Here is a 25,882-nt window from a genome sequence, read left to right on the forward strand (position 1 = left end):
AGCTTTTCGATGCAAAACATACTCAACTACTAAACAAGCTATTAATCACATTAAAAGCATAAAAACTTATACTAGGATCGATATAAATAATTAAAAATAAAGCCGTTAAAATATCACTATTTTAACATTTAAGATATAATATGGTTTTTTAAAACTATAGTATATTTGTTTTTTAAAAAATTATATTTATTCATGTTTAAAAAAGTTCCAAATTATGTGAGGTATATAATGACTAATTTTCTAGCATTTTTTATTTATGCTGGCTTATTTCGTTTAATATTTTATATTTCTTACGCTAATTTAGAACAAGCAAGTTTTAATGAAATTAAAACAGCTTTGTCATTTGGTGTTAGATTTGACATAAAACTTAGTGCAATATTAATAGTTCCATTAACAATACTAGTTCTAATATTTAATGATCGCTTTTTCACTAAGAAGGCCTGCAAATATGTTGCTAATATCTATCTCTCACTTTCTTTCTTATGCATCACATTATTTTATTTCTTTGATTTTGGACACTATGATTACTTAAATACTCGATTAAATGCCTCCTCTCTCCGTTTTTTAAGTAACTTAAAAATATCTTTACAAGTTCTAATTCAAAGTTACCCGATATTTAAAATTACATTTGCGTTAATTCTACTTTCAATAATTTCGAGTAAAGTAGTAAGTCTATTTTATAAAAGATTTAATTCTGCAAATAATAAAACCGCGACAAAGGTAAAGGTGTATTATGTTTTCTTTTTATTACTAACTCTAAGTTTTAGCATTTACAATAGCTTTACACATTATCCCTTAAGATGGAGTCAAGCTTTTTTTTCTAAAAATAATAATGTCAATCAGTTTGCTCTTAATCCCGTACTTTATTTTTTCGATAGTTTTAAATTCAGAAATGAGGGAGTGGACATAGTAAAAACAAAGCGTTTTTATCCTGCTGTTGCAAAAGAATTAAATCTTTCAATAGACTCTTTAAATTTTAAAAGAACATTTTCGTTTTCTAAAGACACGTTAAAAAATCAACCTAATATAGTAATTGTTATGCTTGAGTCAGTTGGAGTTGTACCAATGAGTTATTTTGGTAATCCAATTAAGACAACACCGAAAATGGATAGTATCATTAAAAAGAGTACGCTATTTTCAAAATTTTACGTTCATAAAGCAGGAACAGCTGCTAGTGTATTCTCTAGTGTTACTGGTCTTCCTGATGTTGATGGAGTTCGTACTGCTTCAAGAAACCCTATGGTAATAGACCAACGAATAATTTTTGACCAATTTAAAGATTATCGAAAACTATACTTCTTGGGTGGAAGTGCTAACTGGGCAAATATTCGAGGAATATTTCAATCAAACATAAAAAATCTAGAAATTTATGAAGAAGGAAGCTATAATTCAGAAGAAAGAGTTGATGTTTGGGGTATAGATGACTATGATTTATTTAGAGAAGCTGATTTAAAACTAGCCAAAGTCAACAAAACAAATACTCCATTCGTTGCCTATATCCAAACTGCTAGTAATCATATGCCCTTCACTTATCCCAAACAAAAAGATTCATTTAAACCTTTTACTGATAATGATATTAGTAAAAAAGAACTTGAGAAAGCAGGGTTCGATGGTATAAAAAGATTAAACGCACTTAAATATTTGGATTTTAATGTTGGTAAATTTTTAGAAAGGACCAAGAAGTCGGGTTATTATGATAATACCATATTTCTCTTCTTTGGTGATCATAATACCTCTATGCACGCAACTACTAACTTTAAAAAAGAATTTGATTTAGGTATTCAAGCCAATCATGTTCCCTTTTTTATTCATGCTCCTAAATATATCCAACCCAAAGTAATATCAAAGTTCACTAAGCTTGTTGATATATTTCCTACAGCTGCTAGTATTGCTAAAACTCCTTACACAAACTACACGTTAGGGGCGAATGCTTTAGATAGCACAAAAACAAATAATTTTGCCTTTATTTTTAATATTTCAAATGGTGAGCCTAGCTTAGCTTTATTAAAAAACGATTTCCTATATTCAAAGAAAATCATAACCAATGAAGTGCATCTGCATAAGCTTTCCGGAGAGAGTCTAGAGGATTATAAAAATGAACTACCTGAAATAACAAAGTCTATGGATAGCTTGGCTCTAGGTTATTATCATGCTACTAAATATCTTTACCTCAATAATAAAAAGTAGTGTTTTTTACTAAATATAAAAGCTAAATAAAAAAGAAGTCGTTAAATGACTTCCTTTTTTATTTCTAAACCATTATTTCTCTTTTTTCTAAGTAAGATTCAATTATTGAATAGAGCTTAAAAAAAAGGTAACCAAAAGTACCTCCAACTGTTCCTCCAACCAAAATATCTATCGGAAAATGTACTCCTAAATAAATTCTACTGTAGGCAAAAAATAAAGGAAATAAGAAAAGTAATTTTATGGGCTTAAATAAATCCTTTAACAAAAGAACAACAAAAACAGTAAGAAAAGTTGATGTAGTAGCATGCCCAGATATAAAACTAAAACTTTGCGGATTAATTAAACTAGGTCTTAGAAACTTAGAGACAGAGATATCATTATTGGGCCTCAATCGCTCAAAAATCCCACGAATCATATTCGTAAATTGATCTGAAAAAACCACCAAGAAAATAATAAACAAACAAGTAAATAATCCTTTTTTTAATCCTAGCTTTTTAAAAATAACATATAATATAAAAATAAATAAGGGAGTCCAATTGAATTGATTAGTTATAGTCAACCAAAAATTATCAAAGAGCTCATTCCCTAAATTATTTAAGAAAATAAGTAATTCTTTATCTATTTGTATAATTCTATCTACCAAACTACTTCCCTACTTTTAAAACTTCAACTTCAAATACTAAATCTGATTTAGGAGGAATTGGCCCCATACCTTTTTCCCCGTATCCTAAGTAATAAGGAATAAAAAATCTAGACTTATCACCTTCTCGCATTGTTTTGACACCTTCTTTCCATCCTGCTATTAAACTTTGCTCATTTATAGTAAAAACAAAAGGTTTGTTCCCATCGATACTAGAATCTATTTTTTTTCCATCTGTTAAATAAAGTGTGTAATGAACCGTTGTAGCAATCGCAGGATTTACTTTTTTACCACTTCCTTTAGCTAAGGATAAAATTTTTAATCCTGAGCTCGTTAAAGTAGCATTCTCGATTCCCTTTTCTTTTTGAAATCTCGCTTTTGCTTCCTCAAGTTTTTTCTTTCTCTCTTCTTCTTTTTTAACTACATTGTTTAGCTCAAATTCGAAAACTTCATTTGCTCTAAATTTTTTAGCTTCTTTTCCTACCCTAATAATCTCAATGCGGTTTATATAATCGTCTTTTTTAATCGTATCTACTATATTTTGACCTATTTTAACTTGACCAAAAACAGTATGCTTGCCATTTAACCAAGGTGTTTCTTTATGTGTAATAAAAAACTGACTCGAATTAGTATTTTTTCCTGAATTAGCCATAGATAAAACTCCTGCTTTATCATGCTTGTATATCAACTCTCCTTTGTCATTTAAGGGAAATTCATCAGCAAATCGATATCCTGCATTTCCTCTACCTGTCCCAGTGATATCCCCTCCTTGAATCATAAAATCATTGATAACTCTATGAAATTTGGTACCATCAAAATATGGCTTTCCTTTCAAAGAATCTGTCATTTTAGGGTTATCTCCTTCTGCTAAGGACACAAAATTAGCAACTGTCATAGGAACATCTTTATCATAAAGCTTTACCAAAACATCACCTTTATTTGTTTGTATATCAGCATACAAGCCATTATCCAAATTAGGGTACTTTGCAGACTTACAAGCTGAAAAAACAATAATAATAGCAAAAAATAATTTAAATAATTTCATTTTAATTGACTTTAAAAAAATAAGGTTAGTAAATCTACTAACCTTATTACATATTTATTTTAATTCTTCTAGAAGCTCTACTTCAAAAATTAGTGTGGCAAAAGGCTTTATTTTACCTCCTGGTCGTGGTGTTGCTCCATAACCTAAATCACTCGGTATAAAAAACTTATACTTTGCTCCAGGCTTCATTAACTGTATACCTTCTGTCCATCCTTTTATCACTCTATTTAATAAAAATTCTGCAGGCTCTTTTCTATCTACTGAACTATCGAATACAGTTCCGTCAATTAAAGTACCATGATAATGTACTTTAACCTTAGAAGTAGCTTTAGGACTTTCTCCCTTTCCTTCTTTTAACACAACGTATTGCAATCCACTTTCAGTAGTTACAACTCCTTCTTTTGCTTTATTTTTCTCTAAAAACTCTTCGTTTTCTTTCTTCAAGTCTCCAAATTCTGCCTCGGCTTTTTTAACCTGTTCTTCTTGCATTTTTTTCATTCTTTCCTCATTCTTTTTCTGAAAATACTTTCTAAGAATATCTTGAACGTCTTTTGACTCTAAAAGCAAATTAGTTGAATCAATCCCATTCTTGAAACCTTGCAAAAGTAAGTCTGCGTTTGCATCTTCAAAGTTACTCTTAATTTGAGTTGCCATGTTTAAACCAACAGCATAACTTACGGTATCTATTTGGTTTTCTAATGATTTTTTAGTTTTAAATTGACCATTATCACATGATACTACTGAGATTCCAACTGCAGTAGCGATTAAAAATTTAGTCATTCTCATTATTGTTGATTTGTTTTTATATCTATTAATTTTATTGTACTTTTTATTGATTGATTGGTACCTATTTTATGCCCGTCACCAGAAACCCCAAAAGCTCTGTATGATGGAATAATAAAGGTCACTATATCTCCTTTTTTCATTTGCTTTATTCCTTCTTGTAATGCAGGAATAAAATCCTCTTTATCTACTTTATATGTCTTTCTTACCTTGTTATAAATAATTGCTCCATCTATATCTTGAATATCGTATTCTATATTTACAATATCATTAAGCTTGGGCACATATGAATTTAAACTGTCTTTATTTACATAATAATACCAGTAACCAGTATTGCTTTGTTTATAATCATGAATAGTATCTTTGTGTATCCATGATTCAATTCTATTTCTTTCAAGTCTGTTCAATTTTTTATTTCTTTCGAGAACTTCTTTGTAAAAATTAGTAACTCCTTTTTTCTTTGGTCTTCTTGCCAAAGGTTCGCCGCAAGAAATAAGTATCGCAAAAAAAACTATAAAAAAGACATTAAATTTCATAAGAATTTATTAAATCATTTTTGTATTTAGGCAATAACGTCTTAAAAAACTTTAGAGTATCTTCCATATTCATTTCACTTCTGCCTCCTGCCGCATTATCATGGCCACCGCCATCAAAATAATTTCGAGCAAATTGATTAACAGAAAATTTACCTTTTGATCTAAATGAAATTTTGATAATACCCTGTTCTTCATCCTCAATAAAAATAACACCGAAAACAACTCCTTTTATTGAAAGAGCATAATTAACTATTCCTTCCGTATCTCCTTTTTCGTGAGAAAATTTTTTCTTTTCTTGCTCTGATAAAGTAATAAATGCTGTTTTATAATCTGGTAATATTTCTAAATTACTGAGAGATTGCCCTAAGAGTAATAATCGACTGTGTGTATTGGAGTCGTTCACGTTACTATGGATTTTATCGTTCTCTGCTCCTTTATCAATTAAATCGGCTATAATTCTATGCGTTCTACTAGTTGTTGACCTGAAACGAAATGACCCTGTATCTGTCATTATTCCAGTATACAAACATGTAGCTATGTTCTTATCTATCAAATCCAAATCTCCCATCATATCAATAAAATTATAAACCATCTGACAAGTGGAAGACATTGCCGTATCTGAGTACATGTACTTAAAATCATCAGGTTGTTGATGATGATCAATTAAAACAAAATCATGTTCATATTTACTAAGTGTATTCTGCATATCACTTCCTACTCTGTGTAAGGTGTTAAAATCTAATAAAAAGGCTAAAGTCGACTTTTTGAGAGATTTAACACACTGATTATTTTGACGATCAAAACGATATACAGTTCTAGACCCTGGAATCCAATGCAGAAAATCAGGGTATTCATTAGGCATCAAAACCTGTGCTCTATGTCCTTTCTTATCTAGGTAATGTTTTAATGCGAGGGACGACCCTACAGCATCACCGTCAGGATTTTTATGCCCAATAATCACGATCTGCTGTTGTTTTATTAAAAAACTTTTTAATTCGTCAAATTGTTTCAAAATCATAAGTCGCGAATATACAAATTAAACTTTTATTTGCCTTTGAGTCATTTTGTTTTTTGTTCTAAAAAAAAACTCAAAAAAGATCTTTTAATTTCAGGTTTATAAATCATTTTAAACATACTTAATAAGTATATAAACAATTAATTATCAAAAAACCATAAGAAATATATCAAAATTATATACCCTTTATTTAAAAAATCATAAATCTCGAATTACTTGATTAGGAATTAACAGCTTCAAAAAACAGTATTGCTAGATTATTAACACCAACTTTAATAAATAAATTAAAAATTCATTTTATTCTAATTCGAACTTATTTAATTCGTGCTTGTTTGAGTGATTGAATTCTTAACTTGTGGATAACATATAAAAATGTATTTTTGCGCCGACTAAAAATTAGAAGACATTTAAAGATGGCAACAAATAGAACTTTTACAATGATTAAACCAGATGCAGTTGAAAACGGACACACTGGTGCTATTTTGGGAAAAATTAATGCTGCAGGTTTTAGAATAGTGGCAATGAAGAAAACTCAAATGACAAAACGTGATGCTGAGACTTTCTATGGAGTTCATAGCGAACGCCCTTTTTTCGGCGAGTTAGTAGAATTTATGACTCGTGGACCAATTATCGCCGCTATTTTAGAAAAAGAAAATGCTGTAGAAGACTTTAGAACATTAATAGGTGCAACAAATCCAGCAGAAGCGGCAGAAGGAACTATACGAAAGTTGTATGCTACTTCAATTGGTGAAAACGCAGTACATGGATCTGACTCAGATGAGAATGCAGCTATTGAAGGTGCTTTTCATTTTTCTGGAAGAGAGTTATTCTAGTCCTAAATAGCAATACAATTGTTTATTTATCATTTCTAGATTATTTGAAGTGAATTACAAAAATATATACAAACTCGTTACTTACTAACGAGTTTTTTTATACTAGCATAAGTCGTTTTATAACTTCATCCTCCATTTCCTCATTCAGCATTTTAATAATTTTTTCTTTACCATAATTAAGTTCTTCTCTCAATACAGACGAACTGAGTCTGACAAATAACGTTCCATTCTGTAGTTTAACTTCGTCTGTATAAGACTTCACACCTATCCCCATTAGCTTATCCCACGCTTCTTCAATATGAATTTTTTGAAACCCTTTTTTTAAATTTCCTTTTTGAATATAAGATTCCATAAGCTCTTTAATTGAATAACTATCATTTTCTCTTTTCATTGTTTAGTTTATAGGTTAAAAATTTGATATTCTTCATTACTCTTTTCGATAACCATTTTTGTTCTATTAGCATGGGTATCTGTTATAAATATTTGCCCAAATTCGTCCTTATTAACTAAATGAATAATTTGAGCAACTCTATTTTCGTCTAATTTATCGAAAATATCATCTAATAACAAAATTGGAGTGATATTGATCTGTTGCTTTATGAACTCAAATTGAGCTAGCTTTAAAGCTATTAGGAACGACTTTTGTTGCCCTTGAGAACCAAATTTTTTAATTGGAAACTCTCCTATCTCAAAGCTAAGATCGTCTTTATGAATTCCTGACGAAGTAAATTGTAGTATTTTATCTTTTTCTAAACTTTTAGCTAATAACTGTTCAAAACTGTCTGAGGAAAGCTGACTTTTGTACTTCAGACCAACTTCTTCTTGGTTGTTAGAAATTGCCTGATATTTTTCCAAAAAGATAGGGCAAAATTGTTTTAAAAAAGCCTCTCTTTTTTTGTGAATGATATTTCCATGCTCAACTAATTGTTGGTCATATACTTTTAAATTTAATGCATCAAAGATTTTATTGGCTGCGAAATACTTTAGTAAAGCATTTCTCTGTTTCAATATCTTCCCATAAGCTAAAAGATTATTCAAATAATTCTTGTCTTGCTGTGAAATTACTCCATCAATAAACTTCCTTCTAGTATCGCTTCCTTCCACAATTAAATCCCTATCTACGGGAGAAATAATAACCAAGGGTATTTGTCCTATATGATCTGAAAATTTTTCATATAATTTCCCGTTTCTTTTCAATACTTTTTTTTGTCCTTTTTTCAACGAACACACTATTTTTTCATTCCTCTCTGCCAAAATATAATCTCCCTCAATGATAAAAAACTCTTCCCCATGTCTTATATTCTGAACCGCTACAGAATTAAAATAACTCTTTGCAAATGACAGATAATAAATGGCATCTAATACGTTTGTTTTACCTACACCGTTCTTCCCTATAAAACAATTAATTTTCTTCTTAAAATCAAATGTTTTGCTAGTTACATTTTTATAATTTACTAATGAAATTTTGCGCAAATACATGATAAAATTTAGGACCTTTTAGAGAGTTGCAAATTATTGAAAATTTACGAAAAATCAGTTTTTAAAATCCAATTAAAAAAACTATTTTTGTTGGCACTAATTATAAAGCGATTATGGCTACATATAAGAAAAGAGGATATAAACCCAAGAAAGAGAAGGCTGTTAATGAAGTTGAAGAAACTTATGATGAAACTCAAAGTACAACGGCTGAAGTATTTAACAATTTGGATGAAGCTGCTAATAAATCAGAACAGTGGATTGAAAATAATAGCAAGCCACTTTTTTATAGTTTAATTGCAGTTGCCACTGTAATCCTTGGATTCCTTGCCTATAACAAGTATGTATCAGAACCAACAGAAAGAGAAGCTTCAAATGAGCTTGCATATCCAAGAAGTTTTTTTGATGAAGCATCAACATCGACTGGTGTTGCAGCGGACTCACTATATACTTTAGGTTTAGAAGGTGGCGATGGAAAATATGGTTTCGTAGATATTGCAGCATCTTTTAGTGGAACAAAGGCTGGAAATTTAGCAAACTATTATGCTGGTATTTCTTATTTAAAAATGAAGAAATATTCTGAAGCTATTGAGTATTTGAGTAATTTTGAATCTGATGATGAAATACTTGGACCAACTGCTTTAGGTGCTATTGGTGATGCTTTTGCCGATATTAATCAACCAAAAGAAGCTTTGGAATTTTACGAAAAAGCTGCCACTAAAAAAAATAACGAATTTACAAGTCCTTTATTTTTATTCAAAGCTGGGCAAACAGCCATGGAATTAAAAGATTTTAATAAGGCAGAAGGATTCTTTAACACCATCAAAGAAAAATATTCTAAAACCGATCAAGGAAGAGATATTGAAAAGTATATTAATAGTGCAAAATATGCTCAGTAAAACAAAATCTCTTCGTTTGATTAAAATATAAATATGGCAACAACAAATTTATCTTATTATGATAAAGCAACAATCCCAAATGCGAAGCCTTTTCGATTTGGGATTGTTGTTTCTGAATGGAATCCAGAAATTACGAAAAAACTTCATAAAGGTGCAATCAACACTTTAATAGATTGTGGAGCCTCAAATGAAAACATTGTTTCATGGGATGTACCTGGTAGTTTTGAATTGATTTTTGGGTGTAAAAAAATGATTCAAACACAAAAAGTTGATGCAATAATTGCCATAGGTAATGTTATTCAAGGAGAAACAAAACATTTTGATTTTGTTTGTGATGGCGTTACACAAGGAATAGTAGATTTAAATATAAAATATGATGTGCCTATTATTTTTTGTGTACTTACAGATAATACTAAGCAGCAATCAATAGATAGATCTGGCGGAAAATTAGGAAATAAAGGCATTGAATGTGCTGTTGCCGCTGTCAAAATGGCTTTCATAAATACCAAAAATTCTCAATCAAATAGTGTTGGGTTTTAAAAAAATAATTCATAAAACAAAAAAGCTGTAACGTTGTTACAGCTTTTTTGTTTTATGAATTTACTATGTAACATTTGTTACACTTTAAACTAACTAAATGCAATATATTGTTTTACAAATATTAAACGCGAAAATATGTTAGGTAAAACAACCAAATTATTATTGTTTCTGATGACTTTGTTCAGTTTGGAAACATTTGCTCAAGGCACAATTACTGGTATTGTTAAAGATTCATACGGGGAGGGACTCCCTGGTGTTAACGTAATACTAAAAAACACTGCTAACGGTACATCAACAGATTTTAATGGAAACTATACGCTTAACATCCCCTCTTTTCCTGCTACTATTGTATTTTCCTCTGTAGGTTTCGTTACTAAAGAAGTTAACATTAAAAGTGCTGGTACAACCAATGTAATACTTCAAGAAGGTGAAGTACTTGATGAAGTATTATTGATCGGTTCAAGAAATAAAAATCGTATCGCTATAGACACCCCTGTTCCTATAGATGTATTAGACATTGGAGAACTAACAACCTCTGCACCTCAAGTATCAGTTAACCAGCTACTTAATTACGCAGCACCTTCCTTCAGTTCTAATACACAAACAATCTCAGATGGTACTGATCATATTGACCCTGCATCTTTAAGGGGTTTAGGGCCAGACCAAGTATTAGTTTTAATTAATGGAAAGCGAAGACACAAAACATCTTTGGTAAATGTAAATGGTACATTTGGTAGAGGATCTGTGGGTACAGATTTAAACTCCATTCCGTCTGATGCTATTGAAAGAATTGAAATTTTAAGAGACGGTGCTGCAGCTCAGTACGGTTCTGATGCTATTGCAGGAGTTATAAACATTGTTCTTAAGAAAAAGGTAAACGAACTTGGTGTATCAATTGATACTGGTGTCAACATGACAAATGTAAAGGATGATGTAACTGGATTGAGTGATACTAAAAACGATGGAGAGCAATATAACCTTGGTTTAAACTACGGCCTTCCTTTAGGAGATAATGGAGGTTATATCAATTTTACGGGTTCTTTTAACTTTAGAGGGGCTACTAATAGAATGCTTGAATGGGAAGGTAATATTTTTAATCAATATAACGCAATTGAATGGTCTGCTTATAATGACGGATATAACCTTTCCAATTTATTAGATGACGATTTATCCGACATTTTCAACTATGCAGGACAAACTGGAATAAATTTAACTGGAACTGAGACATTAGAACAGTTACAAAATATTTTAAGTGCTGATGCAACAGATTCTCAGCTAACAGCGAGAGGCTTACAACGAAGTGATTTTAACATGAGAGTTGGGCAATCAGAATTACGTAATGCTCAATTTTTTGCTAATATGGCCATTCCTGTAGGAGACGATTTAGAAATTTATACCTTTGGTGGTTTAGGAAATAGAAATGGTGAGGCTCGCGGATTTTATAGACTCCCTAATCAATCGCGTACCTACACTCCTGCTTATATTAATGGATTCTTACCTCAAATACACTCAACAATTAGCGACATATCAATAGCCACAGGAATTAGGGGTGTTGTAGGAGAATGGAATATAGACTTTTCAAATAACTGGGGAAGAAACTCCTTTCTGTATAACATTAGAAATTCTTCTAATGCTTCTATGCTACAATCAACTCCTTTTGAAGCCAATGCAGGGGGGTATAGTTATGCTGAAAATACAACTAACTTTGATATGAGTCGTTTTTACGAAGACACTATGGCTGGGCTAAATATTGCTTTTGGTCTTGAATACAGAACTGAAAATTATAATATTGAAGCTGGTGATGAAGATTCATATGCTCAATTCAATACTAACGGTAATGTTCACAACCCTACCGATCCTACTTCAATTGTTGATGCAGATTTTTTTGGTAATAACCGCCCTGGTGGCATTCAGGTATTTCCAGGATTTAAACCTGAAAATGAAGTAGACGAAAACAGGAATTCTATTGCTGCTTACTTTGATGTTGAGGCAGACTTTACTGAAAATTTTATGGCGAGTGCTGCCGTTCGTTTTGAAAACTATTCTGATTTTGGCAACACTACAAACTTTAAATTAGCTTCTAGATATAAAATAAATGAGAATTTGAGTATGCGAGGTGGTATCCAATCTGGTTTTAGAGCTCCTTCTCTACATCAAATTCACTATAACTCAACATCTACAATATTCGTTGACAGTACTCCAAATGAAGTAGGAACTTTCTCAAATACCTCACGTGTTGCACGTATTTTGGGTATTGATCCCCTAAAAGAGGAAACTTCTTTGGGAGGTAGTGTAGGTATCACTGCTAAAATACCAAACTTAAATACTAAAATAACTATTGATGGATATATGATTAAAATAGATGATCGAGTAGTATATACGGGTTCTTTTGGGGATAATGGAAATCCCGAGCTAGCCAATTTATTTGCACAGGCAAATGCTACATCAGCAGCTTTCTTTGCAAATGCTGTAGATACTAAAACCAGTGGTATTGATATTGTTGTTGATAATAAAATAAATATAAACGATGATATTTCATTAACAAATACTTTAGCTTTTACTTTTTCAAAAACTGATATTGAATCGATCAACATCCCTTCGGCGATTTCAAATGCTGGCTTATCTGAGACTTATTTTGATAAAACAAGTAGAACTTACATTGAGTCAGCTGTTCCAAGAACAAAAGGAAATTTATCTCATAATTTAAAAATAGGTGATAAATGGAACTTTTATTTAAGAAACTCGTATTTTGGTGAAGTTACAGAGGCTACTAACTTGAATGTCGGCGATTCTGGATTAACTGAAAATGATTTTGACTTTGGAGCTAAAATTGTTACCGATTTAAGCGCTGGTTATAATATAAGTGAAGTTGCAAAACTTACCATTGGTACAAACAATTTGTTTGACATCTACCCTGACCAAGCAGCAGTGGCTTTTAGGTCATCAGGAAGATTTATTTGGTCAAGAAGATCTCAGCAATTTGGAACTAATGGTCGTTATGTATTTGCCAGATTAAACTTTACTCTCAAATAGACTTCATATCACACTTGTTACAAAAAAAGAGCTTATTTAAAGCTCTTTTTTTGTAACAAGTGTTTATTCTTTTTAGCGAGCATTATAACTTATTATTTTACTATAAATTTAAAAGTGCAGATACTATCTCCTACTTAAGAAATATATAATTCAGCAACCCTATTTTCCCAATTTCAATAATAAAGTCTCTTTACTTAAAGTGAAAATACGCAGATTCTTTTGATGCCCCATTTTTATTTCAGTAACTTTGATCCCTTCCTCATATTGGAGCTATATTTATTGTTATTTACCTTTAAAACTTAAATTTTATGGGATTTATTAAAAGAGAAAATAAAAAGTTTGATTATCAACCTCGTTATTATAAAGGAGAAAGCAACCCCTATGAGTTTAAACATAAGTTCGATGAATTTAGAACTACTGTAGGAAAACGAAAAGGCTTAAAAGGAAAATTCAGTACAGCTATTAACGAGTTCAAATCCTCAGAATATGGAGGAATTAACAAAACTATTGTGATAATATTCATTATTCTAGTTTTTATTTTTCTTTTTGTAATTGATTTCGACCTATCTATTTTTATACCCAAGAATAATTAATCAATGTCTGATATAATACAGCTATTACCAGATCATGTAGCGAACCAAATTGCTGCAGGAGAAGTCGTACAACGTCCCGCATCTGTTGTAAAAGAACTACTTGAAAATGCTATTGATGCCGGAGCAACCTCCATAAAACTATTATTAAAAGACGCTGGAAAAACATTAATTCAAGTAATCGATAACGGAAAAGGCATGAGCGCTACCGATGCTCGACTTTGCTTTGAAAGACATGCTACTTCAAAAATTAAAAAAGCTGAAGATCTTTTTAATATTAATACCAAAGGCTTTCGTGGCGAAGCTTTGGCTTCAATTGCTGCTATTGCCCATGTTGAATTGAAAACAAAAGAAAAAGACGAAGAACTTGGCAATCAGATTAAAATAGAAGGTAGTAAAGTTAGTTCTCAAGAAATCATTTCTACGGCTAAAGGAACGAGTATTGCCGTAAAAAATCTTTTTTTCAATATTCCTGCAAGAAGAAATTTTTTAAAATCTGACGCAATTGAAACTAGGCATGTTATTGATGAATTTCAAAGAGTAGCACTCACGCATCCAGGTATCGAGTTTCTATTACACCACAACAATAATGAAGTATACAATTTAAAAAACAGTAATTTACGTAAGCGAATTGTTGCTATTTTTGGAAATAAAATGAATGAACGGTTAGTTCCTATAAATGAGCAAACAGATATTCTAAAAATAGAAGGATTTGTTGTTAAACCCGAATTTGCAAAAAAGAAACGTGGAGAACAGTTCTTTTTTGTAAATGACCGTTTTATAAAAAGTTCCTATTTAAATCACGCTGTTATTAATGCTTTTGAAGGATTACTAGATCAAGCATCACACCCTTCATATTTTTTATACTTAGAAGTACCTCCTAATAGTATTGACATTAATATTCATCCAACAAAAACTGAAATTAAATTTGATAATGAAAAAGCTCTCTACGCTATTTTAAGAGCTACTGTAAAGCATAGCCTAGGCCAATATAATGTAACCCCTGTATTAGATTTTGAAAGAGATGCCAATTTGGACACTCCTTATAATTATACTAAAAAAGGAACGCCTTCAATACCGCCAATTAGTGTAGATCCTAATTTTAATCCATTTAAAACAGATTCTAATGCTCAGTCTGTAATACCATCCAATGAGTCTTTATCTAATAATTCGAGATCAAATAACAACTATAGTTCTCAATACAAAACAGACTACAAAAAAGATAATAGTAGCTGGGAAGCTCTCTACACTGATACTAAATTTAATATTGACTTAAATAATATTACTTCGGATCCTATGGAGCAAGAGGAATTATTTGAATCTAATAAAGAAACAGAAACCGGAAAAACATTTCAAATTCAAAAAAAATACTTATTGAGCACTATAAAATCGGGTGTCGTACTGATTCATCAATCTTTGGCTCATCAAAGAGTTCTTTATGAAGAATTCTTAGAAAATATAACGGTAAAAGAAGCAAGTAGTCAACAACTTCTTTTTCCCGTAACAATATCCTTCTCGTCAAGTGATATTGAAATTATATACAGCATAAAAACAGATTTAGAAAGTGCTGGTTTTATGTTCGAAGAATTTAAAAAAGATAGTGTTATTATCAGAGGTATTCCAACTTCAATTACGGAAAGTCAAATTACATTGATTTTGGAGCAACTTTTGGACGATATAAAAATGGAAGTTCCTGATACGAGTTTTAGTCACTTTGATGTAATGGCTAAATCTTTTGCTAAATCATTAGCAATAAAAACAGGAACAATATTATCGCTAAAAGAGCAAGAAAATTTAGTAAATTCTCTTTTTTCTTGCAAAGAGCCATCATCATCTCCATTTGGTAAACCAACATTTAAGACACTTTCTTTACAAGAAATTGATACTATTTTTAACAAATAAATAATTTAAATCATCGAAAAGATTAAGTAATTTTAATACTATTATTTGATGAATTCAAAACAATAACAAATGATTAGACTAACTGGTGCCATAAAACATTTAATCATCATTAATGCTATTATGTTTTTTACTCCATTATTTCTTAAAATGGACCTAACTAACATATTTGCGCTTCATTTACCGGAAAATAATCATTTTGGTATCTGGCAATATTTAACCCATATCTTTATGCACGGAAGTGCCACTCATATTTTATTTAATATGTATGGATTGTGGGCATTTGGAAGTCCTCTAGAGCAGATGTGGGGTAAAAATAAATTTCTATTTTTTTATTTTTCGGCAGGTATTGGAGCTGGTTTGATTTATACATTTGTCAATTACTATCAATTCAATGGTATTTACGAGATTTTTGTGAATGCTGGCTTAGATCAAAATGAGATAATCTCTATTTTAGAATCTGGGCGGACAACAGACACAAGACTTACGGGAGCTATAACACAAGAACAATTTAGTGAAATAGTTAATTTATATCATACCCCTGCCGTTGGTGCGTCAGGTGCCATATATGGAGTGTTAGTGGCTTTTGGTCTTGCCTTTCCTAACGCTAAACTTGCTATGATATTCTTTCCTGTTCCTATTGCTGCTAAATTTTTTATACCAGGTATGATTTTATTAGATTTATTCTTCGGAGTAACTAAATATTCTGTTGGTAATATTGCTCATTTTGCACATATTGGTGGTGCACTAATAGGTTTTATAATTGCTTGGTACTGGAAAAGAAATCAATTTAAATTTTAACTCCTCTAATTAAAATGGATATAATAAATACGTTAAGACAAAGGTTTAAATATGCAGGAATTGTTGAAAAACTAATATATGTAAATTTAACTGTATTCTTTATTGTTTTTATCTTAAATACTTTTGGATTTTTATTTCAAACTAAAAGTAATTTTTTTGTAGAGTGGTTTTCTTTACCTGCTAATTTTAGTGAGTTTTTATATAAACCTTGGTCTATTGTTACTTATGGGTTTATCCATTCTGGATTTATTCATATTCTGTTTAATCTTATAGCATTATTTTTTATTGGTAATTTATTTAATCAATATTTTACTTCAAAACAGTTATTAAACTTTTACATATTCGGTACTGCACTAGGCGGTTTCATTTTTATGATTAGTTATAATTTTTTTCCAGCTCTAAGAAGCAATGCAGATAGAAGCATATTAATTGGTGCTTCAGCAGGTATATCTGCTATTTTTATTGGAATTGCAACCTATATGCCCAACTACGAAATAAGACTACCTTTAGTTGGTTTTATAAAACTATGGACACTAGCTGCTATATGGGTTGCTTTAGATGTTATTCAAATTCCTGCTGGTAACGCCGGAGGTAGATTAGCACATATTGGAGGAGCTCTTTTTGGTTTTATTTATGTTAAATATGCTAGTAATAAAGAAATCGTGATAATTAACCCTTTCTCTGAAATATTTAAAAAGAAAGAAAAAAAATCCAATTTAAAAACAGTATACAAGTCAGGAAAAAAAGATGCAACCTCTACTAGCGCTCTTAAAAAAACAGAAATTCAAAAAAAAACAGATTTGATACTTGATAAAATTAGCAAGTCTGGATACGAAACACTGTCCAAAGAAGAGAAAGATTTTCTTTTCAAACAAGGAAGAAAATAGTAGTAATTTATTGCTGTGAATAATAACATGGAAGCTTTATAATAATTAGCAAAAGAAATTTTAGTTTGAAAAAAAAATCTCCTTTTAAAATATTTTTATTTTTCATTAATTCAACACTAGCTACAGCATTATTGCTTTCTTTTTTTCTACCTTATGTTTCTCCAATAAAACTTCCGTCACTTACTATATTTAGCCTCTTTGTTCCTTTTTTAGTGTTAACAAATCTGTGCTTTTTACTTTACTGGACTGTAAAACTACACAAAAACGTATTGCTTCCGATACTCGTATTATTACTTGGATGGTTTCTAACACCTCCATTAGTTAAATTTACAAACAAAGAAGTTGTCTTGACCAGCGATTTAAAAGTAATGAGTTATAATGTAAGAATGTTTAACTACTACAAATGGAATAATGACGTTACGACTGAAAGTAAAATATATGAATTTATTAATAATGAGTCTCCAGATCTAATTGCCTTTCAAGAATTTTATCAATCTAATACGATTGATATTAAACTACCTTATAAATTCATTAAAACAAAATCGATAAAAGATAAGTTTGGCCTTGCTATTTATTCTAAATTCCCAATCATAAATTCAGGTTCTTTAAACTTTGAAAATAGTGCTAACAATACAATCTTTGTTGATATTGTTAGGAAAAATGACACTATTCGGATTTATAACGTGCACTTAGAATCTTTGAAAATAAATCCTAATAAAGAGAATTTTGGAGAAAAAGACTCAGAACGCTTATTTAAAAGGTTAGCTAGTGGTTTTGAAAAACAAGCCATCCAGACCGAGTATATTATTAAGCACGAATACAACTGGAAAGGAAAAAAAATAATTTGTGGCGATTTTAATAATTCTGCGTATTCATGGGTTTACAAAGAACTCGTGAAAAATAAAAAAGACTCCTTCATTGAATCTGGTATAGGTTTAGGTAAAACTTTTAGATACATCTATCCCATGAGAATTGATTTTATACTTTCCGACAAAAAGGCAACTATAAATCAATTTAAAACTTACAATGACATAAAACTATCTGATCATTTCCCAATTATGAGTAGGCTAAATTGGACTACCCATTAACTGAAAAAATATGTATTTCTTTTTCTCAGTAATGTATTATTTTTTTGGGACTTCTTCTTTTTTTAGTTAAAAATCAAATTAACTTCAATAAAAAACATAAACTACTAAAAAACAGATAATTAATTTTTATTTATTAAATTAAGGATTAATTAAGAATCTGTTTAAATTACTAAAATTATATAACCATGGAGGTACAAAAAACAAAAATTGTTAAAGGGTTTGAACATATAAATTATACCCCATTGACTTATAAAGAAAATGAAATGCTAAAAAGAAGCTTGGATTATTTTAATTGGCTAAATAAAAGAAGAACTGTAAGGGAATTTTCTCAAAAAACTGTTTCCAAAAAAATAATTGAAAATATTATTCTATCTGCTTCCACTGCCCCCTCTGGAGCACACAAACAGCCATGGACATTCTGTGCTATTTCTAATTCTAAATTAAAATCAAAAATACGTAAAGCTGCTGAATTAGAAGAAAAACTAGCATACGAGGTTAAAATGAGTCGTCAGTGGAAAGAAGATTTAGCACCTATTGGGACAGATATGTTTAAACCCTTTATAGAGCAGGCTCCATGGATTATTGTTGCTTTTAAGAGAATTTATGAAATAGATGATAAAGGAAAAAGATATAACAACTATTATGTAAATGAGTCTTTAGGGATTGCTTGTGGGATGATGATTTCAGCAATTCACAATGCTGGCTTGGTTACCTTAACCCACACGCCTAACCCAATGAATTTTTTAACAGAAATACTGAATAGACCCGCAAATGAAAGAGCTTTTATTTTATTTCCTGTTGGCTATGCCAATGAAGATGTTTACGTCCCCAACTTAAAAAGAAAAGAATTAGAGGATGTAAGCTGTTTTTTTGAATAACAGATAAAAGTTAATTTCCCCTTTTTGATAAAACCATTGAGAATAATCTCATCAAATTGCACAGACAAAAAAACATAACAAAAACAAAATAAAGTAATTATAAGCTACATCTATGATTAGATTTGAAAAAAAAATGAATCTTATTTTTTTTAGTTAGGATTACTAACTATATTTGTAATAAAATATAACAAAAACAATACCTATGAGTAAATCAATCTTTTATAATTCAGGCTGTTCTCTTTGTATATCAGTAGAGAATGATGTTTATAGAATTACTAGACAAAGAAAACCTTGAGGTTTTAAATATTGAAACCATTAAAAATAATATTCAAGAAAGAGAAAAGGCTATTTTAAAACATGTTTATCAATCATTTAACTCAAATAGAAATGTACTCCAAACTAATTAAAGTGCTTCCATTGAGGAATTAAAATCTTAACTCATTTTTAATAAATACTATTAATATTCATAATAAATTAAATTCAAAAAATATGATTTCTTTAAAAAACACTTTTTTAGCACTGACACTTACAATACCATTTATCTCCTGTTCAGCGCAAATTAAAACTAATGAAGATACAAATTTTAAACAATCAGATGACTTAAAAATTAAGAGTACTTCTGTTACATATGATTCAGATTTGGAACATTTCATCTTCGATATACGTGTGAAAGGCATTGCTGGAAAAAGTGTTCCTAAAGCTGTTGGAAGTTTAAATGGAGCACCTGTATTAGGTTATGTCTTTCCAACAAATTTAAAATCAACAGATGTTGGATTCTCTAAAACAGAAGGTATTGTAGCTTTAGCGCTAACATCTCATCCTGATTTTGATGACACACCATTATGGGATGAAGACGTAGATGGTAACCCTTCAAATGCATCAGAAGGTGTAGTGTGGCATCCACATTGGGTAGTTTTAAATAGTGACAAACGTGTAGCTGGAGGTTTAAGTGTTAAAATGTTTGACAAAAACGATAAAACCGTCAAACTTCCTACTACTAATCCAGGCATGCCAATGTACATGGACTCTCCTGGTTATAATACCATTACTAAAGGGAATTCCATAAAAGTTGTAGTTCCTAGGTTTAGAGTTAACAATGTAACTAATTTTTCTTTTGATGGTGTTGCCGCATACATGCAAGTTAATACAAATGCAATGAAAGAAAATCTTCCAATGTTAGGTGTATATGCAGTGTATAGCGTTGCTTCAGGAGATTTATCTCTTCCTTACAAAGTAGTACGCAAATAATAATAGAAATACCGAGTGTACTTCTTCCAAAGCTAGAGTACACTCAGTATTTTGATTAAAAATATATTATGAGATTCTTAATCTTTCTCTTATCACTGTTTATAACTGTAAGCTGTTCTTTAAAAAAAGAAATACATAAGTTCGATAATATAAAAGTATATCCGAAACAAACTTTAACATCCTATTCCGGAGCTAAGCTTAGCCTTGTAACAAAAGATGATATGATAAAAAAAGGGGAGAATACTTTCCTTTTTGATATAAAATCTTATTCTTTAAAACAAAATACTAACTCAGCAATTACCTACCACTTAGCAAATTCTCATGAAGGTCAACATATCCATTTTATAGTAAATAATGGTCCTTATCAAGCTAAATATGACTCTTCGTTTCAAGCTAAACTAAATAAAAATTCAAACATTGTACTCGCTTTTTTATCACGATCATTTCACGAAAGTGTAAAACATAAAAATGCTTTTGTCCTGAAGCAATACCTTTTCGAAAACGAGCAACCAAAAATAGATATAAAAAAAGATCCGTTATTATTCTTTAGCAGACCAAAAGGCGTTTACAAAGAGAATACTAATAAAGTATTATTGGACTTTTATTTGGTAAATACCAAGCTATCTAAAAATGGAAATAAAGTAAAGATATCACTAGATAATCATGAGTTCACAGTGCACAAATGGCAACCCTATATAATAGAAGGTTTACAAAAAGGAGAGCATGAGATTAAAATTGAACTAATTGATAGTTCTAATAAACCAATCCTAAGTAGATTTAATAATTCGGGTAAAAGAAAATTCAATATTAAATGATGGTTTAACTCTATTTTTAAGACTTCAAAAAACAATAAAAGCTCTTAAAGTAAATGTTACTAAAAATAAAGAGTGTTTATTATAAGAAATTCTTGATTTAATAATTACGGTACACGACTCATTTTAAGAGTAAGAGTTTAAAAAAAACAGATATAATAGTCATTTATTTTTTTTATTTAATTACAAATGGTTTGTAAGAACAATTATTCAACTTAAAAAAATAAATTTTACAATAGGTATACTAAGGCACTAACCAAAAATTCGTTGATTTGTGCTAGTTGTGAGTTTAAAAAATATTTTTACTAAAAAATTAATGGCTAAGTTATTTACAAATAATTTTCCAATGTTGAGAATAAAAAATATCCTAAAAGATACTACATAACAAATATGGCTTGTCACATATGCTTTTAATTCCAATGATTAATTAGCTCTTGTAATTCACCAACATAAATATTTCCCCAGTATATTTTGTTATTTACTTTAACAAAAAATTTGATAGTACCCAGATTCTAAATCTCTAAAATCTATTGTAATTTTTGATAAATTCGTATTCGTAAATTTTAATTCTGCGCCTGATTCAATTTCGTTTTCAGAATACAACTCTGGATTCAATATTGATTTAAAGTCAATTTTCAGATAATTTTTGTTTGGTTTTGCCAGTCTAATCCAAACTTTAGTTATGTTCTTCATTGAATATAAACTCAAAACATGAAGCGATGGACTAGGAAAGAATACGAAATTATTATTATTTAAGACATTTGAATTTCCAAATTCCTCAATCATGTCTCCTAAATTATCTAACAAATTTAGACCTGAAACTAAATTAATATCTATTTGATTTTCATACTTATTCAAATCATCATTGCTGCACCTTATTAAAAACAGTAAAATTAAAAATAATATTATTCTTTTCATTTTTTATGCTTACCAAATAGCAGATATATAAATGTTTGCAAATATAATTTCATTATTGAAGCTATACATACATTTGATTTAAGTTAAAATACTCGAAACTAACCAACTATTTTTACCTTAATAATATAAAAAAGGGCTTTTTCATTTTTTGAATCATCGAACAAATTGTTATTTCTATAAACTTTAGATATGAAAAACCATAAAAAGTACTTTCTTGGTAGGTGCATCATTAACGATCATTTTAGTGGCTATTATACCTTGCTATAACACGTTTTAATTATACACTAAAGTAAGTACTAAAGCTACGATAGCGGGTAATGCTTGAACAAAAAATATTCTCTTTTCGGTAGTTATTGCCCCGAAAGTTCCCGCAATGGAAATACAAATCAAGAAAAAAACAGAAACATTTATTCTCCATTCATAATTATTAATGAAAAAAGTCCAAATTAAACCAGCTGCTAAAATACCATTATAAATTCCCTGGTTAGCAGCCATTTTTTTTGTTGGTCCGAATAGGTCTTCCGGAAAGGTTTTAAAAACTTTTTTTCCTCGAGTGTCCCATGCAAACATTTCAAACCATAAAATATAGCAGTGAATAAAAGCCACCAATCCGATAAATATTTTAATAATTATTTCCATAAATTCATTTTAATATAGTAACATTAGCGAATGTAGGTAATTTAATATAGATCAACTATTTAATACAACATTAATAATAATGCTTCAAAAAGATGTAAAAAACAATAACTTACATGATTCTCAGATATCATTTACATGAAAGTCATGAATAAGCAAGAAAAACTCCAAAAAATAAATTCCCCATAATACGTTTAAATATACCTGAAGAAAATCCCTTTGTCAAAACGTACAAGAAATATAGATAAAGACATGGAATACTTATGTTATCATTATTCTAGTTTGATTCGTTTTTTATTAACCAACAAATATTTTTTCGAAAATGGATTTCAAATATCTTTTTTTTTTATCTTTAATAAAAACAATCAAACTTTATAAAAATGAAATTAGTATCATTACAAGCAAGAGGTGGCGAAAAAGGTAAATACCTAAGTCACGCCCATGGAAGTTCGTTTCTACAAGACGGATTCCTTGGAGAAGGTGAAGAGTTCATGATAGAAGAACTCGGTAACAATAGAGTTAAGTTAGCATGTAAAGGTAAAGAAAACGGTAAATACCTAAGTCATGGTAATGGTCAAGTTTTTCTTCAAAATGGCTATCAAGGAGAAGGTGAAGAGTGGATTCTACGCGAAATGGAAGGTGGTGTTGCCTTTGAAGCTACAGGAGGTGAATCGCTTTATTACTTGACTCATGCCTTTGGTAGTACCAACCTTCAAAAAGGTTACCAAGGTGAAGGAGAGCTATGGGATCAAAAAGTCATTGCTGCTAATTAGCATAATTAATTTCAAAAGCTGCTCTAAATAGCAGCTTTTTTCTTTTATAAAAATGCTCATCACGGATATTCCTCACAAAAACACTAGTTTTTATATACTTTTTTTAAGTTTAATAAATCAATAGGATTCATTTCTAGCCCTCTAATATCATTTTGCATAAAACGAATAACCTCATCATAGTACAAAGGTACAACAGGAGCATGAGCAATAATTAAACTATCCATTTTTTGATATAATTCGTATCTCCTTTTGATATTTACTTCTTCAATTGCAGATTCATACAATTTATCAAACTCTACATTTTTAAAATGTGTATAATTAGGACCATTAGGTATAAAATTTTTACTATAAAATAAAGATAAATAATTCTCTGCATCAGGATAATCTGCTATCCAACTTGCTCGAAAAATAGGAAATTTTCCTGAAGCTTTCCCTTGACGTAAAGTTGACGGGGGAACAACATTAATTTTTACATTAATAGCCACTTTTTGTAGTTCTCTTTGAATAAATTCACACAGGTCTAAATAATTACTATTTGTTGTAATATTTATCTTCACATCCCTCTCCCCTGTTTCCTCTTTATATTGAGCAACTAACTCTCTAGCTTTTTCAGGATTGTATGAATAACCTTTCTGATTATTAAACGAAGGTAAACCATTAGGAATAAAACCATTGACAGCAGGCTTACCAATACCATTTCTTAAAAACCGTATCATTTTATTACGATCAAAACCATAGTTTATAGCTTTTCTTATACCTATTGAATTTAAAGGTGATGTATTGTCCTCATCAAAGTAAATCCCTAAATACTCAGTATTCAAATACGGTCCGGTAAGCATTTTTATTTTATGCTTATATTTCCCCTTTAAACTACCGTCTGTATTTAAAATATCGTCTTTATATGAGGCATCTATACTTTTCATAAAGTCTATATTACCTTGAATAAATTGTAAAAATTCACTTTGTTTATCAGGTAAAAATGTAATAGCAACGGCTTCTAAATAAGGTAATTTAGCTCCTGAAGAATCTGTTTCAAAATAATTGTCATTTCTTCTAAAAATTAATTTTGTATTCTCAACCCATAATTTAAAATAAAATGGTCCAGTTCCTATCGGATTTGATCTAAATTCATTTCCATAGTGATTAACTGCTTCTCTTGGTACAACGGAACAATATTTCATTGCTAATAAACCTAAAAAAGGCGGGAAAACTTTTTTTAAATGTATCGTAAAAATAGAATCATTTTTTGCCTCGAATTTAGCTACATTTTGAAGAACCCAACCGCCAGGAGAAGATACTTTTTTATCCAGTAGACGATTAAATGAATATTCAAAATCTGAAGCATTAACAACTCTGGTCTTTTTTGAACCAAACACATTACTCTCATGAAAAAATACATCTTTCCTTAGAATAAACTCATAAACTTTACCATCATCAGAAATATGCCAACGCTTAGCTATATCAGGTTCAACTTGCAAGCTATCGTTTAATTGAACCAAACCGTTAAACAGTTGATTAACGGCCCAAATATTTCTTTGATCTTTTGCAAAAGCAGGATCTAATGAGGTTATATTAGCATATTCATTATACCGAAAAACAGTACTCAAAGACTCTTTTTTTCTGTCTTTACAGGATAGGAAAATAACTATCAAAAAGAAAGATAAATTGATTATTAACTTACCAAAATTTCTTTTGTTACTAAAAATAATATCTTGACTTTTTATATTTCCAATATTCTTTTTTAAAGAACCTTTATTGTTGTCCTCTCTTTTTTTTGTAATATTCCTTGTCTGCAACATAAATTGTTTTTAAAACTTCGGTAAACACTTCAGAAGCTTTTTCATTAGTTATTTTTATCTCTTTTATTACATCTATTTCTTTTTCTTTAATCACCCTTTCTTTAATTTTCTCTATTTCATCTGGAGTGAATACAAAATCAACAAAAGCATCTGAAAATGCTGGTCGTTTAAACTTTATTGTAGATTTTTTATCCCAGACAACATATTTATTCCCTAAAGTAAAGATTAATTGTGTCATAAAAATAGGATCTGTTGCAGAAAATAAACTCCCACCAAATATAGATCCCACAATATTTTTATTTTTCGGACCAATCGGTATTTTAACTTTCACAGTCAATAAATTATCTGATACAAATAATATTCTTCCTGTTGTTCTTCGATACATGGGAGAAATATTAAATCCATATTTAAAAATTGTACTCTCCTTAAAATACCTTTTTAAAACATTATTTAACCAAGCATACATATGTATTATTTTTTAGAATAGAAATAAAACCTGCATTTATATCAAAATAGAGCAATATTATAATTCATTAACCATTTCAATGTCGAAAAAGTTATTTTTT

26 protein-coding genes are annotated in these 25,882 nt (G+C 29.9%); 15 read left to right on the plus strand and 11 right to left on the minus strand.

Annotated elements, in window-relative coordinates:
• Nucleotides 1-192: 192 nt before the first annotated feature.
• Nucleotides 193-2,187, plus strand: coding sequence for an LTA synthase family protein (locus ACSIGE_RS04745; RefSeq protein ID WP_440881641.1), 1,995 nt, complete (start codon nt 193-195; stop codon nt 2,185-2,187).
• A 64-nt stretch (nt 2,188-2,251) separates the two neighbouring features.
• Here the strand turns inward: ACSIGE_RS04745 and ACSIGE_RS04750 are convergent, their stop codons facing one another.
• The 5 genes from ACSIGE_RS04750 to ACSIGE_RS04770 are packed head-to-tail and all read right to left on the minus strand — an operon-like array spanning nt 2,252 to nt 6,209.
• Nucleotides 2,252-2,830 carry a phosphatase PAP2 family protein gene (locus tag ACSIGE_RS04750; protein WP_440881642.1) on the minus strand — a complete coding sequence of 193 codons (579 nt, stop codon included), beginning with the start codon at nt 2,828-2,830 and terminating at the stop codon, nt 2,252-2,254.
• Between the two features lies 1 nt (nt 2,831).
• Nucleotides 2,832-3,872, minus strand: a complete 1,041-nt coding sequence (locus ACSIGE_RS04755; protein WP_440881643.1) for a peptidylprolyl isomerase — start codon at nt 3,870-3,872, stop codon at nt 2,832-2,834.
• 54 nt (nt 3,873-3,926) lie between these two features.
• The gene (locus ACSIGE_RS04760) at nt 3,927-4,652 is read right to left on the minus strand and encodes an FKBP-type peptidyl-prolyl cis-trans isomerase (protein ID WP_440881644.1); all 726 of its coding nucleotides are present in this window, start codon (nt 4,650-4,652) and stop codon (nt 3,927-3,929) included.
• Between the two features lie 5 nt (nt 4,653-4,657).
• A complete protein-coding gene (gldI, locus tag ACSIGE_RS04765; protein WP_440881645.1) occupies nt 4,658-5,191 on the minus strand; it encodes a gliding motility-associated peptidyl-prolyl isomerase GldI in 534 nt (177 codons plus the stop codon).
• A complete protein-coding gene (locus tag ACSIGE_RS04770; RefSeq protein ID WP_440881646.1) occupies nt 5,181-6,209 on the minus strand; it encodes a DHH family phosphoesterase in 1,029 nt (342 codons plus the stop codon). The genes gldI and ACSIGE_RS04770 overlap by 11 nt, the downstream gene beginning before the upstream one ends.
• Nucleotides 6,210-6,619: 410 nt before the next feature.
• Between ACSIGE_RS04770 and ACSIGE_RS04775 the strand changes: the two genes are divergently transcribed.
• Complete coding sequence (locus tag ACSIGE_RS04775; RefSeq protein ID WP_440881647.1) at nt 6,620-7,039, plus strand: nucleoside-diphosphate kinase; 420 nt, start codon at nt 6,620-6,622, stop codon at nt 7,037-7,039.
• 97 nt (nt 7,040-7,136) lie between these two features.
• On the opposite strand, the gene ACSIGE_RS04780 is transcribed toward ACSIGE_RS04775, so the two are convergent.
• Nucleotides 7,137-7,430 (minus strand): DUF721 domain-containing protein, encoded by a 294-nt coding sequence (locus ACSIGE_RS04780; RefSeq protein ID WP_440881648.1) that lies wholly within the window; start codon nt 7,428-7,430, stop codon nt 7,137-7,139.
• Nucleotides 7,431-7,438: 8 nt separating this feature from the next.
• Entirely contained in the window at nt 7,439-8,518 is a 1,080-nt protein-coding gene (recF, locus tag ACSIGE_RS04785) for a DNA replication/repair protein RecF (RefSeq protein WP_440881649.1), read from the minus strand.
• Between the two features lie 113 nt (nt 8,519-8,631).
• On the opposite strand from recF, the gene ACSIGE_RS04790 reads away from it, so the two are divergent.
• From ACSIGE_RS04790 to ACSIGE_RS04845, 12 genes are all read left to right on the plus strand, one after another.
• Complete coding sequence (locus ACSIGE_RS04790) at nt 8,632-9,414, plus strand: tetratricopeptide repeat protein (RefSeq protein WP_440881650.1); 783 nt, start codon at nt 8,632-8,634, stop codon at nt 9,412-9,414.
• Nucleotides 9,415-9,447: 33 nt separating this feature from the next.
• Nucleotides 9,448-9,954: a 6,7-dimethyl-8-ribityllumazine synthase gene (gene ribH, locus ACSIGE_RS04795; protein WP_440881651.1), complete on the plus strand. Its 507-nt coding sequence runs from the start codon at nt 9,448-9,450 to the stop codon at nt 9,952-9,954.
• A 171-nt stretch (nt 9,955-10,125) separates the two neighbouring features.
• A complete protein-coding gene (locus ACSIGE_RS04800; protein WP_440881652.1) occupies nt 10,126-12,987 on the plus strand; it encodes a TonB-dependent receptor in 2,862 nt (953 codons plus the stop codon).
• Nucleotides 12,988-13,295: 308 nt separating this feature from the next.
• Nucleotides 13,296-13,580, plus strand: a complete 285-nt coding sequence (locus ACSIGE_RS04805) for a riboflavin synthase subunit beta (RefSeq protein ID WP_440881653.1) — start codon at nt 13,296-13,298, stop codon at nt 13,578-13,580.
• Nucleotides 13,581-13,583: 3 nt separating this feature from the next.
• Complete coding sequence (gene mutL, locus ACSIGE_RS04810; protein ID WP_440881654.1) at nt 13,584-15,479, plus strand: DNA mismatch repair endonuclease MutL; 1,896 nt, start codon at nt 13,584-13,586, stop codon at nt 15,477-15,479.
• A gap of 69 nt (nt 15,480-15,548) precedes the next feature.
• The gene (locus ACSIGE_RS04815) at nt 15,549-16,277 is read left to right on the plus strand and encodes a rhomboid family intramembrane serine protease (protein WP_440881655.1); all 729 of its coding nucleotides are present in this window, start codon (nt 15,549-15,551) and stop codon (nt 16,275-16,277) included.
• A gap of 14 nt (nt 16,278-16,291) precedes the next feature.
• On the plus strand, nt 16,292-17,164 hold the full coding sequence (locus tag ACSIGE_RS04820; RefSeq protein ID WP_440881656.1) for a rhomboid family intramembrane serine protease: 873 nt from the start codon (nt 16,292-16,294) through the stop codon (nt 17,162-17,164).
• A 65-nt stretch (nt 17,165-17,229) separates the two neighbouring features.
• Nucleotides 17,230-18,252, plus strand: a complete 1,023-nt coding sequence (locus ACSIGE_RS04825) for an endonuclease/exonuclease/phosphatase family protein (protein ID WP_440881657.1) — start codon at nt 17,230-17,232, stop codon at nt 18,250-18,252.
• A 185-nt stretch (nt 18,253-18,437) separates the two neighbouring features.
• Nucleotides 18,438-19,130 carry a nitroreductase family protein gene (locus ACSIGE_RS04830; protein WP_440881658.1) on the plus strand — a complete coding sequence of 231 codons (693 nt, stop codon included), beginning with the start codon at nt 18,438-18,440 and terminating at the stop codon, nt 19,128-19,130.
• A 257-nt stretch (nt 19,131-19,387) separates the two neighbouring features.
• A complete protein-coding gene (locus tag ACSIGE_RS04835) occupies nt 19,388-19,537 on the plus strand; it encodes a hypothetical protein (RefSeq protein WP_440881659.1) in 150 nt (49 codons plus the stop codon).
• 82 nt (nt 19,538-19,619) lie between these two features.
• Nucleotides 19,620-20,378 (plus strand): hypothetical protein, encoded by a 759-nt coding sequence (locus ACSIGE_RS04840; protein WP_440881660.1) that lies wholly within the window; start codon nt 19,620-19,622, stop codon nt 20,376-20,378.
• A 68-nt stretch (nt 20,379-20,446) separates the two neighbouring features.
• Nucleotides 20,447-21,193 (plus strand): hypothetical protein, encoded by a 747-nt coding sequence (locus ACSIGE_RS04845; RefSeq protein WP_440881661.1) that lies wholly within the window; start codon nt 20,447-20,449, stop codon nt 21,191-21,193.
• A 480-nt stretch (nt 21,194-21,673) separates the two neighbouring features.
• Here ACSIGE_RS04845 and ACSIGE_RS04850 read toward each other — a convergent pair whose 3' ends face one another.
• Together ACSIGE_RS04850 and ACSIGE_RS04855 are read right to left on the minus strand one after the other, a co-directional pair.
• Nucleotides 21,674-22,108, minus strand: coding sequence for a hypothetical protein (locus ACSIGE_RS04850; protein ID WP_440881662.1), 435 nt, complete (start codon nt 22,106-22,108; stop codon nt 21,674-21,676).
• Between the two features lie 273 nt (nt 22,109-22,381).
• Nucleotides 22,382-22,747: a DUF1304 domain-containing protein gene (locus ACSIGE_RS04855; protein WP_440881663.1), complete on the minus strand. Its 366-nt coding sequence runs from the start codon at nt 22,745-22,747 to the stop codon at nt 22,382-22,384.
• 377 nt (nt 22,748-23,124) lie between these two features.
• Here ACSIGE_RS04855 and ACSIGE_RS04860 point away from each other — a divergent pair, with 377 nt between their 5' ends.
• Entirely contained in the window at nt 23,125-23,517 is a 393-nt protein-coding gene (locus ACSIGE_RS04860; protein WP_440881664.1) for a hypothetical protein, read from the plus strand.
• 83 nt (nt 23,518-23,600) lie between these two features.
• On the opposite strand, the gene ACSIGE_RS04865 is transcribed toward ACSIGE_RS04860, so the two are convergent.
• Together ACSIGE_RS04865 and ACSIGE_RS04870 are read right to left on the minus strand one after the other, a co-directional pair.
• Nucleotides 23,601-25,187: an ABC transporter substrate-binding protein gene (locus tag ACSIGE_RS04865; RefSeq protein WP_440882185.1), complete on the minus strand. Its 1,587-nt coding sequence runs from the start codon at nt 25,185-25,187 to the stop codon at nt 23,601-23,603.
• Between the two features lie 82 nt (nt 25,188-25,269).
• Nucleotides 25,270-25,782: a PaaI family thioesterase gene (locus ACSIGE_RS04870; protein ID WP_440881665.1), complete on the minus strand. Its 513-nt coding sequence runs from the start codon at nt 25,780-25,782 to the stop codon at nt 25,270-25,272.
• Between the last annotated feature and the right edge of the window lie 100 nt (nt 25,783-25,882).

Source organism: Tenacibaculum profundi (assembly GCF_052050075.1).
GTDB lineage: Bacteria > Bacteroidota > Bacteroidia > Flavobacteriales > Flavobacteriaceae > Polaribacter.

Bases quoted from the DNA above. Each gene is read 5' to 3' on its own strand.
- ACSIGE_RS04745 (WP_440881641.1), top strand. From the start codon at position 193: ATGTTTAAAAAAGTTCCAAATTATGTGAGGTATATAATGACTAATTTT.
- ACSIGE_RS04755 (WP_440881643.1), bottom strand. From the start codon at position 3,872: ATGAAATTATTTAAATTATTTTTTGCTATTATTATTGTTTTTTCAGCT.
- ACSIGE_RS04760 (WP_440881644.1), bottom strand. From the start codon at position 4,652: ATGACTAAATTTTTAATCGCTACTGCAGTTGGAATCTCAGTAGTATCA.
- gldI (WP_440881645.1), bottom strand. From the start codon at position 5,191: ATGAAATTTAATGTCTTTTTTATAGTTTTTTTTGCGATACTTATTTCT.
- ACSIGE_RS04770 (WP_440881646.1), bottom strand. From the start codon at position 6,209: ATGATTTTGAAACAATTTGACGAATTAAAAAGTTTTTTAATAAAACAA.
- ACSIGE_RS04775 (WP_440881647.1), top strand. From the start codon at position 6,620: ATGGCAACAAATAGAACTTTTACAATGATTAAACCAGATGCAGTTGAA.
- ACSIGE_RS04780 (WP_440881648.1), bottom strand. From the start codon at position 7,430: ATGAAAAGAGAAAATGATAGTTATTCAATTAAAGAGCTTATGGAATCT.
- recF (WP_440881649.1), bottom strand. From the start codon at position 8,518: ATGTATTTGCGCAAAATTTCATTAGTAAATTATAAAAATGTAACTAGC.
- ACSIGE_RS04790 (WP_440881650.1), top strand. From the start codon at position 8,632: ATGGCTACATATAAGAAAAGAGGATATAAACCCAAGAAAGAGAAGGCT.
- ribH (WP_440881651.1), top strand. From the start codon at position 9,448: ATGGCAACAACAAATTTATCTTATTATGATAAAGCAACAATCCCAAAT.
- ACSIGE_RS04800 (WP_440881652.1), top strand. From the start codon at position 10,126: ATGACTTTGTTCAGTTTGGAAACATTTGCTCAAGGCACAATTACTGGT.
- ACSIGE_RS04805 (WP_440881653.1), top strand. From the start codon at position 13,296: ATGGGATTTATTAAAAGAGAAAATAAAAAGTTTGATTATCAACCTCGT.
- mutL (WP_440881654.1), top strand. From the start codon at position 13,584: ATGTCTGATATAATACAGCTATTACCAGATCATGTAGCGAACCAAATT.
- ACSIGE_RS04815 (WP_440881655.1), top strand. From the start codon at position 15,549: ATGATTAGACTAACTGGTGCCATAAAACATTTAATCATCATTAATGCT.
- ACSIGE_RS04820 (WP_440881656.1), top strand. From the start codon at position 16,292: ATGGATATAATAAATACGTTAAGACAAAGGTTTAAATATGCAGGAATT.
- ACSIGE_RS04830 (WP_440881658.1), top strand. From the start codon at position 18,438: ATGGAGGTACAAAAAACAAAAATTGTTAAAGGGTTTGAACATATAAAT.
- ACSIGE_RS04835 (WP_440881659.1), top strand. From the start codon at position 19,388: ATGATGTTTATAGAATTACTAGACAAAGAAAACCTTGAGGTTTTAAAT.
- ACSIGE_RS04840 (WP_440881660.1), top strand. From the start codon at position 19,620: ATGATTTCTTTAAAAAACACTTTTTTAGCACTGACACTTACAATACCA.
- ACSIGE_RS04845 (WP_440881661.1), top strand. From the start codon at position 20,447: ATGAGATTCTTAATCTTTCTCTTATCACTGTTTATAACTGTAAGCTGT.
- ACSIGE_RS04850 (WP_440881662.1), bottom strand. From the start codon at position 22,108: ATGAAAAGAATAATATTATTTTTAATTTTACTGTTTTTAATAAGGTGC.
- ACSIGE_RS04855 (WP_440881663.1), bottom strand. From the start codon at position 22,747: ATGGAAATAATTATTAAAATATTTATCGGATTGGTGGCTTTTATTCAC.
- ACSIGE_RS04860 (WP_440881664.1), top strand. From the start codon at position 23,125: ATGAAATTAGTATCATTACAAGCAAGAGGTGGCGAAAAAGGTAAATAC.
- ACSIGE_RS04870 (WP_440881665.1), bottom strand. From the start codon at position 25,782: ATGTATGCTTGGTTAAATAATGTTTTAAAAAGGTATTTTAAGGAGAGT.